At 66.0% G+C, this 17,152-nt stretch carries 16 protein-coding genes; 6 read left to right on the top strand and 10 right to left on the bottom strand.

Annotated features, from left to right (window positions below; genetic code table 11):
• The first annotated feature begins 563 nt into the window (after positions 1–563).
• Positions 564–1,457 (top strand): DMT family transporter, encoded by an 894-nt coding sequence (locus CO675_RS29870; RefSeq protein WP_097675365.1) that lies wholly within the window; start codon positions 564–566, stop codon positions 1,455–1,457.
• A 6-nt stretch (positions 1,458–1,463) separates the two neighbouring features.
• Here the strand turns inward: CO675_RS29870 and CO675_RS29865 are convergent, their stop codons facing one another.
• Together CO675_RS29865 and CO675_RS29860 are read right to left on the bottom strand one after the other, a co-directional pair.
• On the bottom strand, positions 1,464–3,701 hold the full coding sequence (locus CO675_RS29865; protein WP_097675364.1) for a CHASE3 domain-containing protein: 2,238 nt from the start codon (positions 3,699–3,701) through the stop codon (positions 1,464–1,466).
• A 19-nt stretch (positions 3,702–3,720) separates the two neighbouring features.
• On the bottom strand, positions 3,721–4,125 hold the full coding sequence (locus CO675_RS29860; RefSeq protein WP_097675363.1) for a response regulator: 405 nt from the start codon (positions 4,123–4,125) through the stop codon (positions 3,721–3,723).
• Between the two features lie 180 nt (positions 4,126–4,305).
• Between CO675_RS29860 and CO675_RS29855 the strand changes: the two genes are divergently transcribed.
• Positions 4,306–5,202: a DMT family transporter gene (locus CO675_RS29855; protein WP_097675362.1), complete on the top strand. Its 897-nt coding sequence runs from the start codon at positions 4,306–4,308 to the stop codon at positions 5,200–5,202.
• A gap of 52 nt (positions 5,203–5,254) precedes the next feature.
• Here CO675_RS29855 and CO675_RS29850 read toward each other — a convergent pair whose 3' ends face one another.
• The gene (locus CO675_RS29850) at positions 5,255–5,806 is read right to left on the bottom strand and encodes a BA14K family protein (RefSeq protein WP_198964795.1); all 552 of its coding nucleotides are present in this window, start codon (positions 5,804–5,806) and stop codon (positions 5,255–5,257) included.
• Between the two features lie 285 nt (positions 5,807–6,091).
• Here CO675_RS29850 and CO675_RS29845 point away from each other — a divergent pair, with 285 nt between their 5' ends.
• The gene (locus CO675_RS29845) at positions 6,092–6,502 is read left to right on the top strand and encodes an NADH:ubiquinone oxidoreductase subunit NDUFA12 (RefSeq protein ID WP_097675360.1); all 411 of its coding nucleotides are present in this window, start codon (positions 6,092–6,094) and stop codon (positions 6,500–6,502) included.
• Between the two features lie 376 nt (positions 6,503–6,878).
• Here the strand turns inward: CO675_RS29845 and CO675_RS29840 are convergent, their stop codons facing one another.
• Positions 6,879–7,565: a DJ-1/PfpI family protein gene (locus tag CO675_RS29840; RefSeq protein ID WP_097675359.1), complete on the bottom strand. Its 687-nt coding sequence runs from the start codon at positions 7,563–7,565 to the stop codon at positions 6,879–6,881.
• Between the two features lie 145 nt (positions 7,566–7,710).
• Here CO675_RS29840 and CO675_RS29835 point away from each other — a divergent pair, with 145 nt between their 5' ends.
• Both CO675_RS29835 and CO675_RS29830 read left to right on the top strand, forming a co-directional pair.
• On the top strand, positions 7,711–8,649 hold the full coding sequence (locus tag CO675_RS29835; RefSeq protein WP_097675358.1) for a GlxA family transcriptional regulator: 939 nt from the start codon (positions 7,711–7,713) through the stop codon (positions 8,647–8,649).
• 250 nt (positions 8,650–8,899) lie between these two features.
• Positions 8,900–9,106, top strand: coding sequence for a hypothetical protein (locus tag CO675_RS29830; RefSeq protein WP_143279170.1), 207 nt, complete (start codon positions 8,900–8,902; stop codon positions 9,104–9,106).
• Between the two features lie 258 nt (positions 9,107–9,364).
• Here CO675_RS29830 and CO675_RS29825 read toward each other — a convergent pair whose 3' ends face one another.
• The 5 genes from CO675_RS29825 to CO675_RS29805 form a co-directional block, all read right to left on the bottom strand.
• On the bottom strand, positions 9,365–9,799 hold the full coding sequence (locus CO675_RS29825; protein ID WP_097675356.1) for a hypothetical protein: 435 nt from the start codon (positions 9,797–9,799) through the stop codon (positions 9,365–9,367).
• A gap of 206 nt (positions 9,800–10,005) precedes the next feature.
• Complete coding sequence (gene nhaA / locus CO675_RS29820) at positions 10,006–11,385, bottom strand: Na+/H+ antiporter NhaA (RefSeq protein WP_097675355.1); 1,380 nt, start codon at positions 11,383–11,385, stop codon at positions 10,006–10,008.
• 434 nt (positions 11,386–11,819) lie between these two features.
• A complete protein-coding gene (locus tag CO675_RS29815) occupies positions 11,820–13,061 on the bottom strand; it encodes a cation:proton antiporter (protein WP_198964794.1) in 1,242 nt (413 codons plus the stop codon).
• 2 nt (positions 13,062–13,063) lie between these two features.
• The gene (gene lipP1, locus CO675_RS29810) at positions 13,064–14,005 is read right to left on the bottom strand and encodes a LipP1 family hormone-sensitive lipase (RefSeq protein WP_097675353.1); all 942 of its coding nucleotides are present in this window, start codon (positions 14,003–14,005) and stop codon (positions 13,064–13,066) included.
• Positions 14,006–14,129: 124 nt separating this feature from the next.
• On the bottom strand, positions 14,130–14,909 hold the full coding sequence (locus CO675_RS29805) for an SDR family NAD(P)-dependent oxidoreductase (protein ID WP_097675352.1): 780 nt from the start codon (positions 14,907–14,909) through the stop codon (positions 14,130–14,132).
• 257 nt (positions 14,910–15,166) lie between these two features.
• On the opposite strand from CO675_RS29805, the gene CO675_RS29800 reads away from it, so the two are divergent.
• Complete coding sequence (locus CO675_RS29800) at positions 15,167–16,180, top strand: DUF2155 domain-containing protein (protein WP_097675351.1); 1,014 nt, start codon at positions 15,167–15,169, stop codon at positions 16,178–16,180.
• A gap of 110 nt (positions 16,181–16,290) precedes the next feature.
• Here CO675_RS29800 and aat read toward each other — a convergent pair whose 3' ends face one another.
• A complete protein-coding gene (aat, locus tag CO675_RS29795; RefSeq protein ID WP_097675350.1) occupies positions 16,291–16,971 on the bottom strand; it encodes a leucyl/phenylalanyl-tRNA--protein transferase in 681 nt (226 codons plus the stop codon).
• Positions 16,972–17,152: the final 181 nt, after the last annotated feature.

Below are 17,152 nucleotides of genomic sequence, written 5' to 3'. Positions count from 1 at the left end.
GACACGTCACGCGTACGCTTCTTGCGGGCCGGTTACGGCCTCTGTTTCCGGGTCCTTCTCGGCCCGTTCGTCGTCCCGACGGTGGCCCAAAATCAGGGCAGACAAGCCCTTCACCCGCGGCCCGAAGGCCTGGCGGAGTGGTCATTTTGGAACCCTTGTGGGAGCGACCGGCGGGGACCCAAACACACTCGCGCCGAACAGGTTGAAAGCTAGGCCATGTCCGTTGCGCCCGTCAAGGACTAGTGCGAGTTTCTGAATCAAACACTAAATATGGTGGACGGAGGGGGATAACAGGGGTCGGTGCCGCGCCTGTGATCGAGCCAACTATCGGTGAGTCCTCAGGGATTCCCAAGCCAAAAAAATTCCTGGTCCCTGTGGATTGGAGTTTCGCCCCGCTGTTCACAGGCGAAGTATTTATTCGCCGTGGCGGATTGAATTTTGGGGACTCACGTAACCCTACGGGCAAACTACGGATCAGGCATGTCAGAGCCGTGATGGTCGGGCGACAAAATCGCGGGCAAGCTGTGGCCGACTCACTCCTCTTCACACCCTTGCCGGGTTCCATGACAGATCCGAAGCCTTCCGGGCGGACGCGCCTTGCGCCCGCCGGCCTGATGTTCCTCGCCATCACCTCGGTGGGCTGGGGATTCAACTGGCCATCCACCAAGTTCCTGCTCAGCGAGCTGCCGCCGCTGACCCTGCGCGGCATCACCGGCGTGATCGGCGCCGTGCTGCTGGCGGCGCTGGCGCTGCTCCGCGCCCAGAGCCTGCATGTCGAGGCAAGGCTGTGGCCGCGCCTCGTGCTCTATGCGGCGCTCAACGTCTCCGGCTGGATGGTGCTGATGGGGCTCGCGCTGCTCTGGCTGCCGGCGAGCGAGACCGCGTTGATTGCCTACACCATGCCGGTATGGGCCTCGCTGTTGGCCTGGCCGGTGCTCGGCGAGCGGCCGACGTGGCTGCGGACCATTGCGCTGGTGATGGCGTTCGCCGGGCTTGCCGCGATCATGGGCGGCAACGGCATTTCCGCGAGCAAGGACAAGCTGCCGGGAATCATCATGGCGCTCGGCGGCGCGTTCGGCTTTGCGCTCGGCACGGTGCTGGCGAAGAAATACCCGCTGGTGATGCCGCCGATCCCGGCCGCGGCCTGGCAGATCGGTCTCGGCTGCGTGCCGATCGCGATCATCGGCCTCATGATCGAGACCACGCATCTCGACCGCGTCACGACGGTCGGCTGGTGGCTCTTGGTCTATTCGACGCTGATCCAGTTCTGCGTCGCCTATGTCGCATGGTTCGCCGCGCTTGCCCGCCTGCCGGCCTCGGTGGCGGCGATCGGCACCATGGCGGTGCCCGTGATCGGCGTGATCGCCTCCGCCGTCGCGCTGCACGAGCCGCTCGGGCCGACCCAGATCACAGCGCTGCTGTTCACGCTCGCCGGCGTCGCCTTGGCGACGCGGTAGCTCACATCACTCGCCGAGCGCCTGCTGCAGCATGCTGGCGAGCTGCGCCTTGCGATAGGGTTTTGCCAGCAGCAGCACGCCTTCGTCGAGGCGGCCGTGATGCACGATCGCGTTCTCGGTATAGCCCGAGGTGTAGAGCACCTTCATGCCGGGGCGCCGCTTGGCCACCTCGTCGGCGAGCTGGCGGCCGTTCATGCCGCCGGGCATGATGACGTCGGTGAACAGGAGGTCGAACTTCTCGCCCTTGTCGACCAGCGCCAGCGCGGCGCGGGCATCGGGCACGGCGATGGTCTTGTAGCCGAGCGCGCCAAGTTGCGTGACCACGTAGTTGCGCACCAGCTGGTCGTCTTCCACGACCAGGATGACTTCGCTGCCGCGCCGCGGCGGCTCCGGCGCAGGCGCCTCGACCTCGACCTGGCCGCGGGCAGGGGGCAAATAGAGCTTGATCGTGGTGCCGTGGCCTTCCTCGCTGTAGATCTTGATGTGGCCGCCGGACTGCTTGACGAAGCCGTACACCATGCTCATGCCGAGGCCGGAGCCCTTGCCGACCTCCTTGGTGGTGAAGAACGGCTCGAACACCTTGTCCTGCACCGCGTGCGACATGCCGGTGCCGGTGTCGCTGACCGCGAGCAGCACGTAGCGGCCTGGCGTGATGTCGGGATTGACGGCCGCATAAGCGTCGTCGAGCACGATGTTGCTGGTCTCGAACAGCAGCTTGCCGCCGTTCGGCATCGCGTCGCGGGCGTTGATCGCCATGTTGAGCAGCGAGTTGGCAAGCTGCGACGGATCGATGTGGACGCTGGCGACATCGGGCGCGAGCACCTGATCGATCTCGATCTGCTCGCCGAGCGTCGGTCGCAGCAGCTTGGCGATATCGACCACGGTGCCGTTGATGTCGACGGTGCGCGGCTCCAGCGGCTGGCGGCGGGCAAAGGCGAGCAGATGCTGGATCAGCTCGCGGCAGCGCTCGGCGGCGCGGTCGATCAGCTCGGCGGTTTGCACAAGCTTCGGCTGCGAACGCAGGCTGTCGACCAGCGTCTCGGTGGTGCCGGTGATGACCGTCAGCATGTTGTTGAAGTCGTGCGCGACGCCGCCGGTCAGCTTGCCGATGGCGTCGAGCTTCTGCGCCTGCTGCAGCTTGTGCTCGGTTTCGCGCGAGGCGGTGATGTCGTGATAGATCAGCGCCGCGCCGGTGATGGCGTTGTCGCCGTCGCGCAGCGGCCGGCCCGACACCACGAGGTGAATCTCCGGCGCGCCGCGCACCGGCCGGGCGACGAATTCCAGCCCGTCGAATTCCTCGCCGCGCAACGCCTTGGCCGAGGGCATGTCATTGGCCTGCATCGGCGTGACGCCGTCGGCCTGGAACACGTTGCTCATGGCGCGCAGCTGCCGGACCGTCATGCCCGGCTTGTAGCGCAGCATCTTCTCGGCGGCCGGGTTTGAGAGCAGCACGGTGCCTCCGCCGTCGATCACCAGCACCGCCTCCGCCATGCTGCGGAAGGTGGTTTCCATCACCGAGGTGGAACGGCGGAGCTCTTCGAGCGCGGTGCCGAGATCCTTGGTGCGCTCGGCCACCTTGCCCTCGAGCGACAGATTGGTCGCCTTGGTCGCGCTGAGCGCGCCCTGCAGTTCGCGGCTGGCGCGCCGGGCCGCCAGCGTCAGCGCGACCGCGAGCAGCAGGATCATCACCACGCCGGCAAGGTCGACCGCCAGCAACAGCCGGCCATTGGTCTTCGACTGTTCGGTGCGAATCCCGAGCAGGCGGCGCTCTTCAGTGACCAGGCGGTCGAGCGCCGCACCGACCTCGTCCATCAGCGCGCGGCTCTCGCCCGCGGAGATCAGCGCCGCCGCGCCGGCGGTGTCGCCCGCCGTGCGCAACCTGATCAGTTCGGCACCGAGCGCAATGGCGCGCGCGACGTCTACCCTGGTGCCCGTGATCAGCCGCGCTTCCTCCGGGGCCGACTTCACCGCAGCCATCAAATCGTCGAAGGCGGCGGTGAGGGCCGTGCTCTGCTGGCGAAACTCTTCGGCGAAGGAGGCGTCGCCGGTCAGCGCGAACCCGCGCGCCGCGCTCTCGACGCCGCGCGGCAGCGAACGCGCATCCGAAATGCGCTTGAGGATGGCGAGTGCGTGATCGACCGAATCAATCTCGCTGCGCGACTTGACGTCCAGCCCGATCGACGCCGCGCTGATGACGAGGAGGATCGCAAGGCCGCTGCCGAGGATGAGACGCTGGGAAGCCATCGACGATTAGTACGAGCAATTATTTGGAAAGACGAGCAGAAGGAGCGGACTTCGCAAGACATTCGTTAACGGCGGCAACCAGCGCCTGCGGGGTAAACGGCTTGCGCAGGCAGGCCGACGCGCCGAGCTCGATCGTCATCCGCAGGAAATCCGGCGCCCGGTCGGCGTTGGCGAAGGCATAGCCGGACATCGCGATCACGGGAATATGGGGCGCGCGCTCGTGGAAGATGCGGATCGCCTCGAAACCGCGCATATGCGGCATGAAGACGTCGACCAGCATGACGTCGAACGACGCCTTGTCCAGCGCGCGCATGCCCGCTTCACCGCCATCCGCGACGGTGACGTCGAAGCCCTGGCGCTGCAAACACACCTCGATGGCAACGCACACCATCGGGTCGTCATCGACCACGAGAACGCTCGGCACGATGCATCCTCTATCTGCGGCCTCGCGTGCCGGCGACTCGCTTGGCCCGTCTGCCGATTAAGGCGGAACCTAGACGGAAAGTCTGTATCATAGAATGCATATGCTGTTTGCTGACAAGCAGATTTCCAGCTAGCCCTGACACCATCACTTGTATTTGTCCGCCTACATTACGACGGGTCCATGACCGTAGTTCCAGTCGCCGGCCGCGCCCCGCTGTCACCGCTCGGTCTCGCATTCCTGGTGGTCGCATCGACCGGCTGGGGTCTCAATTTCCCGATCATGAAGTTCCTGCTCACCGAGTGGCCGCCGCTGTCGTCGCGCGGGCTCTGCGGCGTGGTCGGCGCGATCGCGCTTGCTCTGGTGGCGGTCGCACGCGGGCAGACGCTGCGCGTCCCTGACGGCATGTGGTTGCGGCTTGCCCTGGTGTCGACGCTGTCGATCGGCGGCTGGGTCGCGTCGATGGGCCTGGCGCTGATCTGGCTGCGGGCCAGCGAGGCGGCCGTGCTCGGGATCTCGATCCCGGTGTGGGTCGCGCTGGTGGCCTGGCCGGTGCTCGGCGAGCGCGTGTCGTTGCCGCGTGCGCTCGCGCTTGCGGTGGCGCTGGTCGGGATCGCCGCGCTGATCGGCGGTGGCGGTCTCGACGCGAGCCTCGGCAAGTTGCCGGGTCTGCTGTTCGCACTCGCGGGCGCGCTCTGCGTCGGGCTTGGCACGGTGCTCACAAAGTTCTTCAAGCTCGCAATGCCGCCGCTGTCGCTCGCCGCCTGGCAGCTCGCGATCGGCTGCGTGCCGATCGCAATCGCCGGCGTCCTGATCGAGCAGCCGCAGCTTGCCGCGCTATCGCAACTCGGCTGGGCGTCGATGGTCTACATGACGCTGATCCAGTTCTGCCTTTGCTATGTCTGCTGGTTCGCGGCGCTGGAGCGGCTGCCGGCGGCGACCGCGTCGATCGGCACGCTGCTGGTGCCTGTGGTCGGCGTGCTGGCGGCCGCCGCCATGCTGCGCGAGCCGCTCAGCACGAGTGATATCGCCGCGCTGGTGGTGACGTTCGCGGCCGTCGCGGTGGCGCTCCGGACATGAAAAAGGGCGGCGTTGCCGCCGCCCTTCGCAAGCTCAAGCATTCAACCCGTGATTACGGGCAGGGGTGCCGCAGGCCGTCAAAGCCGAGATAGGTGCCCGAGGCCGGATCGTAGGACCTGTAGCGCTGCGCGCAGTAGCTCGCATCGCCGCCCGGCGCGGCCTCGACGGCGACAGGCGCGCTGTCGTCGTAATAGCCGTAGCTGTCGTCATAGTAGCCGTATCCGGGGCCATAGCCGCCGTAATACGCGCCCGAGGCGAGCGCTCCGCCGACGACTGCACCGGCAACCGCGCCCGGCCAGAAGCCGCCGCCACGGTGATAGCCGCCATGCCAGCCGCCGCCACCGCCGCGCCAACCACCGCCGCCGCCACCACCGGCCCAGTGGCCGCCGCCGCCACCACCACCGCCATGCCAGCCGCCGCCACCGCCCATGGCACCGCCGCCGCCGACATGGCCACCGCCGCCACCGCCGCCGCGCGCACCACCGCCACCGCCCATCGCGCCCATCTGTGCGGCAGACTGGGCGAACGAGACGGTCGGCGCCACAGCCAACGGCAGCGCAAGCGCCAGCGCCGCGGCGGTGCTCAGAACCTTCATATTGATCATTTTGGACTCCATCAAAACGGACAATGTCTAACCAACTCTGCGGTGTCTAACCAACTCTGCGGTCGGACGTTCCCGCGTTCCACATTGATTGTCCGTCATCTTTGCTTGACCGGCGGCGCATGTATGGCAGGTGAACAAAACTCCTCGTGACCGCGTCATTTGGTCGCCAAAGGGCCTGCAAGCCGGTCTCTTCGGGAGTGTCGGGCTACCTTGGCGGCGGCTGGACATTTGGAGATTCAGGTGGCATCAGAGCCGAACTGCCTCGAACCGACGACCGGCCCACGCATGAAACAATTCCTGCTGAAATTCTTCACCTGGTGGAACGGCCAGACCTTTGGCACGCAATTCTGGACCTCGCGCTACGGCGAGCTGGTCGGCGAGGACGAGCAGGGCAATCGCTACTACCGGACCAAGGGCGGCGAGATCGACCCGACGCTGCATTTCGAGCGCCGCTGGGTGATCTACAACGGCTATGCCGAAGCGTCCCGGATCCCGGCCGGCTGGCACGGCTGGCTGCATCACACGGTTGATGTGCCCCCGACCGAGGACAAGTACGCGCCGCGGGAATGGGAAAAGCCGCATCTGCCGAACATGACCGGCACCGCGCAGGCCTACCGTCCGTCCGGCTCGACGCTGGCGAGCGGCCGCCGCCCCAAGGCGACCGGCGACTATCACGCCTGGACGCCGGGGAGCTGAGCTTCACGCATTGTTGTTTCTGCCGCGCGCGTGCGTAACGCCGCGCGTGCAGCGCACGCGCCCGTTGCAACGGGAGTGCGTGCCTGTGGACAACGGTAACAGCGGGGACAGGTGGGCCACATCCGATGCTGTCCGCTTGCGCTGAGCGCGCCTTCGCGGCTCAATGAAGCCATCTTACGGAGATGGGAAACCATCGCGTCGGATCGGGCTCCAGATCGCGACTGTCCCGATGAGCAGCGGCCTCCGAGTTGGATGCGGCCGGGAGATAGGCCCCCGGTGCAGACGTCCGGAAATCGCCCGCAAATGTGAGGCTGCCGTGAGACAGGAAGGGCCGCTCGGGAAACCGGGCGGCCTTTTTCTTTGTCTCACGATCGGGTCAGGATAGCCGTGCCGCGGCGCGGCTCATCAATTCGCCCCGGCGCGCGTGTGCCGGTCCCATCCGCTCCTTCATGAAGGCGAGGATCTCGGCCGGCGCGGTATCGGGCGAGCCGGCGTTGAACGGCGGGGCCGGGTTGTATTCGAGCCTGAGCTGGATTGCTTCGGCGGTCTTGCGATCGACGAGCTCGGACACCAGCGTCAGCGCGAAATCGATGCCGGCGGTGACGCCACCGCCGGTGAAGCGGTTGCGGTCGACGCAGACGCGCGTCTTGGTCGGGATGGCTCCGAAACCCGACAGGAAATCGATCGCACTCCAATGCGTGGTGGCGCGATAGCCCTTCAGCAGACCGGCGGCGCCAAGCACCAGCGAGCCGGTACAGACCGACGTAACGTACTTCGCTCCCTCGGCCTGCTTGCGCAGGAAGGCGAGCATCTCCTCGTCGCCGACCATGTCGTCGGTGCCGAACCCACCGGGCACGCAGATCACGTCGAGCTGCGGACAGTCGGCAAAGGTCGTGGTCGGCGTCAGGACCATGACGGAGTCGGTCTGAACGGGTTCGATGCGTTTCCAGATCAGATGCACCTTGGCGCCGGGGACCGAGGAGAACACCTGCAGCGGGCCGGTCAGGTCGAGCTGGGTCACCTTCGGAAAGACGAGCAATCCAATCTGCAGGGGTTCGGACATCGGAGCTCTCCAAATAGCGCTTGACGGAACCACGATGCCATGATGGCCTCCTGTCCAAAATGGCGTAATTCCCTCATTTTCGGACGTGGCGTCGCTAGCAACGTAATGCCATCTCCCGGTATTCGGCATTGCGAGGATTTGGCAGATGATCGGCATCCTGATCTTTCCCGACTTCCAGCTGCTCGACGCGGCCGGCCCGATCGCGGCGTTCGAGATCGCGGCGCGCTTCGCCAACAACCCGCCTGATATCAAGACGATCGCGCTGAAGGCGGGACCGGTGCGCTCGTCGTCCGGCGTCGAGATGCTGGCGCGCGGCTTCAAGCCGTCGGCGGCGATTACGACGCTGATCATCGCGGGCGGCAACGGTGTGCGCACGCCGGCGACGTGTCCTGTCACGCTGTCATTCGTGCGGCGGATGGCGAGCCGCGGCATCCGTGTCGCCAGCGTCTGCTCGGGCGCCTATGTGCTGGCCGAGGCCGGCCTGCTCGACGGCCGCCGCGCCACCACGCATTGGCAGCGCACGCCGCATTTCGTGAAGACCTATCCGAAGGTCAAGCTCGAGCCGGACCAGATCTTCGTCCGCGACGGCAACATCTGGAGCTCGGCCGGCATCACCGCGGGCATCGATCTCGCGCTCGCCATGATCACCGAAGACTACGGCGACGAGGTCGCGCAGAACACCGCGCGGCAGCTCGTGCTGTACCATCGGCGCAGCGGCGGGCAGTCGCAGTTTTCCTCGCTGCTGGAATTGAAGGCGCCGAACGGCCGGTTCGGGCCGCTGCTCGCGTGGGCGCGCGAACATCTCGACGCGCCGCTGACGGTCGAGGACCTCGCCGACAAGGCCGGGATGAGCTCGCGGCATTTCACCCGCGCCTTCATCGCAGAGACCGGCACCACACCATCGAAAGCGGTGGAGCGATTGAGGATCGAAGTGGCGCGGCAGCGCGTGCAGTCGTCGGGCGAGGCGATCGAGCGCGTCGCCGAGATCACCGGCTTCCGCGATCCGGAGCGGATGCGCCGCGCCTTCATCCGTGCCTTCGGCCAGCCGCCGCAATCGCTGCGCCGGGCATCGCGCGCGGGGTAGGCTGTCGACTTGCGGAAACTCCGGCGCGCTGTTGGCGAGAAGGGCGATCATTCCGACGGCGAAGCGAACACAGCCGCCGACCAGGGACCGTCGCCAAATTCGCCGGCGTTGCCGGCAGAGGCAATTTGGGTTTGGGACAAGCTCGTTGTCCGATCTCACACGATCCATGCCGTCGTTGCACCGATGAACCGGCGCGAAGGTTCCTGTGACCCACGTTAGGTGGGGCGTTGAGGACCCGAGGAGGTTCCACATGACAAAGCATCGAACGATTACCGGGTTCGTCGCCGTCGCCCTGCTGGCTGTCACGGCAACCGCTGCGACCATGAGGTCGCACGCGCCGCGGACCGAAGGCGTCGTCGTCTCCGACACGGATGCGCTCCCGGCCAAGGACTTTAGCGACCGCTGGTCCCCGATTTCAGCCTTGGCTCCAGCCGAGCGTGCGCCTGACGCGCGCTAAACGGCTCATCGACGCAGGTCCGGCCCGTTCGCGGACGCGCCGCGCGCAGAGATTAGCGCAGCACAAACGTCCCGCGGACGCGGGGCAGGATGTTGAACGACCTGATCTTTGAACGACTTGATCTCAAACGACTTGGTCTTGAATAGAACTAACGGTTCCGCCGCGCCGGACTAGCGCAGCCATTCACCTTACAAACGACCAGGACGAACGCTGAATATCCACGGATGGCTGAGCACAAAAGGTGCCCGAGCCGAAACATCAGTTGCTCAATGTGTCGGTCGCGATCTTCTTCTTGAGTGCCTCGCAGGTATTCCTGACCTCCGTGGTCATCAACGAGACGGCTTCGATCTGGAGGAAGAAACGCTTGCCCTGATCACGGTAACCCGCGGCGAACTCCTTGATTTCCGCGATCATGTCATGGACACCCGCCACCATGACCTCGCAGTTCTTGGCAGCCAATTGCAATTCAGATCCAAGGGCCTCGATCTCTTTCACCGCTGCTTCGTATTCGCGCACGACCGCCTCGGCAGACAGTTTGCCCACCTCGTTGACGCCGTTGCGGTGCTCGACATAGTCCGGCATCGCTGAGAGCGGCCGAACGTTGCCGCGTGGCCGATGCGAACCGATCGTGTCGATGTCGCCCTCCGTGGTTTCCAACGGGGCGCGGGCGAGGACTTCTGCACTAACACTCATGCGAACGCTCCATAAGTTGTTACGGCGAATGGAGTTTAGCAATGTCAACGGATTTGTCTCGCTTTTCCACAAGTTTGAGGCAAGGTTGTTTGTGCGTTGCAGCAACGCAGATTCCACTTTTCCGGGAGCTGGTTCATGGACATCTGCGCCTTCGGCCGGGCCACCGCCGCCGTGCGAGCGGCGGGAAGAGGATCAGGCGATGTGCATCACGCCTGCTCGCCCTTCGCGAGGTCCGACTGACGCTTTCCAGGCAGACGTCGAACGTATACGGCGCCCCAGCCGAGCCCGAGCATGGCGGCGGCGAGCGAGCCGAGGAGCACGCCGAGCTTGGCCGCGTTCAGCAGTGCTTCGTCCGTGAAAGCCAGCATGGCGATGAAGATCGACATCGTGAAACCGATTCCGGCAAGCAGGCCGATGAGGCAGACGCCGCTCCATGAGAGGCCGGGTGCCAGCCGACAGCGCCCCAATTTGACCGCAAGCCAAGTCGCGCCGATCACACCGACCGGTTTTCCCAGGACAAGTGCAAGCCCGACGCCCATCATCACAGACTGGGCTCCGGCGGTGAGATCGGTCGTTGTCAGGGTGATGCCGGCGTTCGCCAACGCGAACAGGGGCATGATGCCGAAGGCGACCCAGCCATGCAGCGCCGTTTGCACGCGCACGACGGGCGGCAACATCTCGCGGCGCGCGATATGGAGCGCACGGCGCCGCGACCTGAGGCGATGGGTGTCCTTCCATGCCGCATCGTTGTCGCGCAACTCGGCAACCACGCGCGAGACCATTTGCAGCGGCGACTCCCGCAGCGGCATTGAGCGCACTGGGGTCATCAGACCGAGCACGACGCCGGCAAGGGTCGGATGCGCCCCGGTCATCAGAAGCCCGGTCCAGACCAACGCGCCCGGCGGAACGTAGGCGAGGGCGGAGCCGATGCCGATCCGTTGCAGCCCGAACACCATCAGCATGCCCAGCGCCGCCACAACAAATCCAGCCGGCGCCAGTCCGCCGCTGTAGACAAGGGCGATGATCAGCACCGCGATGACGTCGTCGATGATCGCGAGTGCGAGCAGGAACACTCTTAAATTGACCGGGATCGATCGACCCAGCAGCGCGAGCGCCCCTACTGCAAAAGCGATGTCCGTTGCCGTGGGGACCGCCCAGCCCCGACCGCGCACAGGATCGAGGTTCAGGCCAGAGTAAATCAGGGCAGGGACGATGACGCCGCCGGCCGCGGCGATCACGGGCAGGATTGCCTGGTCGAATCTGCTCAGCGCGCCCTCATGGATTTCGCGCCGAATCTCCATGCCGACGACGAGGAAGAAGATCGTCATCAGCCCTTCGTTGATCCAGAAATGCAGCGACCTCGAGATCACGAAGCCGCCGAACCCGATCGAGACGTGCTGATGCCAGAGCGCGTGGTAGCTGTCGGCGAAGGCAGAGTTGGCCCAGATCAACGCCGCCGCCGCTGCGGCCAACAGCACGCCGCCGCCCACAGCTTCGACGTGCAGGAAGCGCTGGAGCGTCGTGAACGCCCGCTCGGCAAGTCGTTGAACTCGCGGGAGGTCCTGGGTGGGTAATCGATGATCCATCGGGCGCGCGCTTTCCGCGTGGCGGCCCGACCCATCGCTACACCTGTCACTGCGCCCTGCAGTTGACACCCGCGAGGGGTTTTGCACAGCAACCGGTATAGGGCAACCCTGTTCGGTCGCACTGCGACCGTTTGGCATAGCGTCCGATGCCCGATTCCGAAGCGAGCCGCTTTTTCGCGGACCTGCCGTCGGCGCGCCGTCAGAGCCAGCCGACCAGCGCGTTGAACTGGGTTGCAGCACCAAAGACCAGCAGAACCGCAATGCACGCCGGCAGCGAGTAGGGGTTCCGATCGTTCTCTTGCGACATGGCGGCACCAAACCGGGAGGGATTCCCAAGGGTACGAAAGCGCGCTGATTTCCTCGTCGAATATCGAGGCGAGCGCATAGGAATGCGAGGCGAACGGTGCAGGCGAGTTATAGGCGCGGAATAAGTGTCAGCTCTGGCGCTCGCCGGCTTCCAGCAACCCGAGCCTCGCTGCAAGCCAGCGCGTGGTGGAGGCCTGGACCAGGATCGTGGTCAGGATCGCGACGAACGTGACGGAGGCGATCATCTGTGCGCCCGGTGCCTTCATGCCCAGCAGCAGCCCGGCGAGCGCAGCGGGAATGACGCCGGTTTCGCGGGTCCAGCACATGAACAGCAGTTCTGCAAGACTCCAACGCGCGCGGCGATCCGGCGCCGCGCACAGGAACACGGTGATGGGGCGGGCCACGAACATCAGCACCAGCGTGACCGCGACGCCGGCAAGCCAGTATTGGTGCATCAGTGCAAAATCCACCTGGGCACCGAGCAGGATGAAGATGAAGAGCCGGAGGATGAAGGCGGTGGTCAGGACGAACTCGCCGAGCTTTTGGGATTCGTCCGGTTCCATCGCGAAGCCGAAAGCCTCCTTGTTGCCGAGCATGATGCCGAACACGAATACGGCCATGAAGCCGGAGGCATGCAGGCCCTCGGCGGCGAAATAGGCGGCGATCACCGCGACGACGGTGACCACAGGAGCATATTCGGCGAGGAAGGCCCATTTCTCGTGAGCGATGAACATCGCTGCGAGATAGCCCAGCACAATGCCGGCAATGATGCCGATGATGGAATGCTCGATCAATTGGCTCAGCGAGGCCCAGAAGGAGAACGTGCTGCCGGTCGCAAGGCCGAGCAGGGTAAGCGTGACGATCGCGCCCATCGCATCGTTGAAGGCGGATTCGCTCATCACGGTCTGGGCGACGCGGTCACGGATCGGGACCTGGCGGAAGATCGGCACCAGCGTTGCTGGATCGGTCGAGGCCAGCGTCGCGGCGAGCAGGAACGCCACGATCGGGGGAACGCCGAGTATGAATTGCGCGGCGAGACCCGTTATCGCCGCGGTGATGATCACGCCCAAGGTTGCGATCACGACGATGGTGATCCAAACCTGCTTGAGCACACCAAGCCGCAGCGTTGCCCCGCCGTCGAACAGGATATAGCTCGCACCGAACAGCAGGATGATCTGGTTCAGTGCGGAATCCGCACCAATATGCACGAGCCCGAGCGCGTGCGGCCCGATCGCGATGCCGGTGAGCAGGAACACCGCGACGTCGGGAATCCTGGTTTTCTGCGCGATCAGCGCGGCGATCGTGCCGATCGCCAGGATCAGGCCGCATGAGAGCAGCGTGTGCCTGGCGATCTCGATCGAGGGCGACACGCTCAGCCCAGCGTCTTCAGCCAGGCGCTGATCTCGGTCACCGCGACATTGGCCTGGTTGAGCAGCTTGCCCATGGTGAAGAAGCCATGGAACTGGCCGGGGAAATGCCGGTAGGTCACCGGCACGCCGGCGTCCTTGAGGAATTTCGCGTACTCGTCACCTTCGTCGCGCAGCGGATCGGCGCCGGCGGTCAGCACATAGGCCGGCGGCAATCCGGCAAAGCTCTTCGCGCGCGCTGGCGAGGCGCGCCAGTCGCTGTTGTCTGCGTCGCCGAGATAATGGTCGCCGAACCAGCCGATCACCGAATGCGTCAACAGGATGCTGGTCTCGGGCTCGCGATGCGAGGGATGCTTCCGCGAGAAATCGGTCGCGGGATAGACCAGCAGCTGGGCGGCGAGCTTCGGTCCGCCGTCGCGGGCGGTGAGGGCAACCACCGCCGCCAGATTGCCGCCGGCGCTGTCGCCGCCGACGATCAGGCGCGAAGCGTCGATGCCGAGATCCCCGGCGTTGGCGGCGACCCATTTGGTCGCGGTGACGGCGTCGTCCACCGCGGCCGGGAAGCGATGCTCGGGCGCGAGGCGGTAGTCGACCGAGATCACGATCAGCTCGCCTTCATGGGCGAGCTTCTGGCAAACCACCTCATGGGTGTCGAGATCGCCGATCACCCAGCCGCCGCCATGGAAGAACACCAGGCAGGGCGCGAGCCCGTTTGTCCTGCGCAGCGGCTTCGGCGTGTAGATGCGGGCCGGGATCGCGCCGTGCGGCGCCGGGATCGCAAGCGCCTTGCTCGATTCGAGCGCCGGCGGCTCGGGATTAGAGACGATGCGGGCGGCCCGATAATAGTCCCGCGCTTCCGGTGCGGTGAGCGATTCATAGGCGGGGCGGCCGGCCTCCTGGAAAGCCTTGTAGACAGCGGCGGCATCGGGATCGAGAACGACGGGCATATTGATTGTGACCTATTGATGTTGGTTTTTCATTGATGTCATTCCGGGGCGGTCCGCAGGACCGAACCCGGAATCTCGAGATTCCGGGTTCGATGCTACGCATCGCCCCGGAATGACGGGTGTGTCAGGCGGCGGTGCGGCCGCCATCGACGGTGTAGGCGGAGCCGGAGACGTAGCTCGCCTCGTCGGAGGCCAGGAAAGCGACGATCGATGCGACCTCGCTTGCGAGGCCGAGTCGCCGGGCCGGGATGCGGTCGACGATCTTCTCGACCGGCGGCGGCGCGTTGCCGCCGGAACGTCCCTGCAAAATGGTGCTCAGCATCCGGCTCTCGATCATGCCGGGGCAGACGCAATTGACGCGCACGCCGGTGCCTGAGCATTCCCAGGCCGCGCTCTTGGTCAGGCCGATCACTGCGTGCTTGCTGGCGCTGTAGACCGCGATCATCGGCGATCCCATCAGGCCGGCGATCGAGGCGGTGTTGATGATGCTGCCCTTGTTCTGCTTCAGCATGACCGGCAGCACATGCTTCATGCCGAGGAAGACGCCGACGACATTGACGTCGAGCACCCGGCGAAAGCTCTCCAGCGAATATTCCGGGATCGGCCTGATGTCGCCCTCGATGCCGGCGTTGTTGTAGAAGGCGTCGATGGTGCCGAAGCGGTCGACGGCGGCGCGGACATAGTCCCTGACCTCGTCCTCATCGGTGACGTCGGCAGTGATCGCGAAGGCCTCGGCCGAGGCGGGCAGGTCCTTGATGGCGGCCGCAAGATCGGCCCCCTTGCGGTCGACCGCGACAATCCGCGCCCCGCGTTCGGCGAGCAGCCGGAGCGTCGCGGTTCCGATGACGCCGGCAGCCCCGGTGACGACGGCGACCCGGCCGTCGAGCCTGATGCGATCTGGCATGTTTGGGTTTCCTCTGGCTGGTCCGGTTCGATCCGGATTTTCTCTGGTTTTCACGCGGTGCCGCGTGGCTTCAGCGTGAGGACTATCACACGTGTTCCCAGGGGTGACCAGAGGCTGAACCGGGCTTGGCCGGGGGCCGGGGACGGGCGTCCGCGCGCCCTTTCCCCGCCGTATTCGGCGTGTTAACCGGTGGCCTGCGAGCGGCCGATATCAAGGTAGACTGTCGCGAGCCCGATTCGCCCTTTAAAGCCCGCGAGATGCTTCGAACCATTGCCCTGACTGGCTTTGCGGCCTTGGTTGCCGCCTCAACCATCTCGCTTGCGCCGCCCGCGCGCGCGCAGATCGGAACGATTTTCTCCGATCCGGCGCCGCGTCCGCCCGGCTCGATTCCGCGTGGCCAGGTGGCGCCGCCCAGCGACGACGACGAGGAAGTGCCGGAATTGCCGCGCGGCCGCCTGCTGCCGACCCAGCCGCGGGCGTTGCCGCCCGGCCAGGCGGTGCCGCCGCCCGGCAGCGTGCAGTCGCAGCCCTTGGCGCCGCCGCCAGGCAGCACGGTCGCGCCGCCCGGCGTTGCCGTACAGCCGCCGCAGCCCGGCGGGCCCGCCGTTGCCAACACGCCGCCAGGCGCCAATCCGCTGCCGGGCCTGCCGCCGGGGCAGCGTCAGCCCAGAGGGACGCCGCAGGGCACCCCACAGGCTACCCCGCCGCAGACACCTGCCGCGTTGCAGCCGGGCGATGAGGTCGTGCAGGAGCCGCCGTCGACCAAGATCACCAACAAGAAGGCGAGCTTCTCCGGCCTCGACAAGATCACTGGACGCATTATCAATTTCGACGAGGACATCGGCGAGACCGTGCAGTTCGGCGCGCTGCGGGTGAAGACCGACGCCTGCTACACCAGGCCGTCGACGGAAGCCGCCAACACCGACGCCTTCGTCGAGGTCGACGAGATCACACTGCAGGGCGAGGTGAAGCGGATCTTCTCGGGCTGGATGTTCGCGGCGAGCCCAGGCCTGCATGGCGTCGAGCATCCGATCTACGACATCTGGCTGACCGACTGCAAAGGGCCGGACCAGACCATCGTGACCGCCGCGCCCGATCCGCCGAAGGCGCCGACGCCGCCTCCGCCGCCGGCCCAGAAGCGCGCGCCACCAAAGCAGGCTGCGCCGCGTCCGCCGCCGCAACCGCTGCCGCAATACCAGCAGCAGCCGCCACCTCCGCCGCCCCAGCAGCAGCGGCCGGGCGGGCTGTTCGGCGGGTTGTTCGGGAATTGATCGGCACTGCGTAGCCCGGATGGAGCGTTAGCGAGATCCGGGTTCTTTCTGCGCGGACAATGCGGCCCCGGATTACGCGTCGCTTCATCCGGGCTACATGATCGACGCAGTCAATTGCGCGCGGCGATGATCGCCAGCGCGTCGGCCCCCTTGACCGGCTGCGTGGTGTCGAGCTTGCGGAAATCCGCCGGTGCGCCTGCGATCGCCTTGTCGAGCAGCGCGCGATAGCGGCGGCGCGAAATCTCCACCGCGCCGAACGTCTTCAGATGCTCGGTGACATATTGCGTGTCGAGCAGCTCGAAGCCGCCTGCGATCAGCCGGGCCACCAGATGCACCAGCGCTACCTTCGACGCATCGCGCGTGGTGTGAAACATGCTTTCGCCGAAGAAGGCGCGGCCGAGGCTGACGCCGTAGAGGCCGCCGACCAGATTGTCGTCCTGCCAGACCTCGACGCTGTGGCAATGGCCCGACGCGTGCAGCCCGAGATAGAGATCGCGGATGCGCTTGTTGATCCAGGTGTCGTCGCGGCCGGGCTGCGGCGCCGCGCAGCCGGCGATCACGGCCTTGAACGCGGTATCGACAGTGACGGTGAACTGATCCGAGCGCACGGTGCGCGCGAGGCGTGAGGCGACACGGAAGCCGTCGAATGGAATCACGCCGCGCAATTCGGGCTCGACCCAGAACAGGGTCGGATCGTCGGCGCTCTCCGCCATCGGGAAGATGCCGCAGGCATAGGCGCGCAGCAGCACCTCGGGCGTGATCTCGGAGGAGGCGGAGTCGCGTGCGGTCATGCTGCTGAGGATAGCAAAGCGCGGACGGTCTTGCGATGGGGCCGGCTGCGGGGTCGCGACGTGTTGACGAAGCGCGCCGGTTCCTCCACAAGCCGCGCCATTCCGCCGCAGTTTCCCGAGACGGACTGCGCGGCCATGCTACATTGCCACAAAAGATGGCGCCGCCGCCCGGGACATGGCG

Origin of the sequence: Bradyrhizobium sp. C9, from assembly GCF_002532045.1 — a bacterium.
Taxonomy (GTDB): domain Bacteria; phylum Pseudomonadota; class Alphaproteobacteria; order Rhizobiales; family Xanthobacteraceae; genus Bradyrhizobium.
This window is presented reverse-complemented; position numbering and strand designations above follow the sequence as displayed.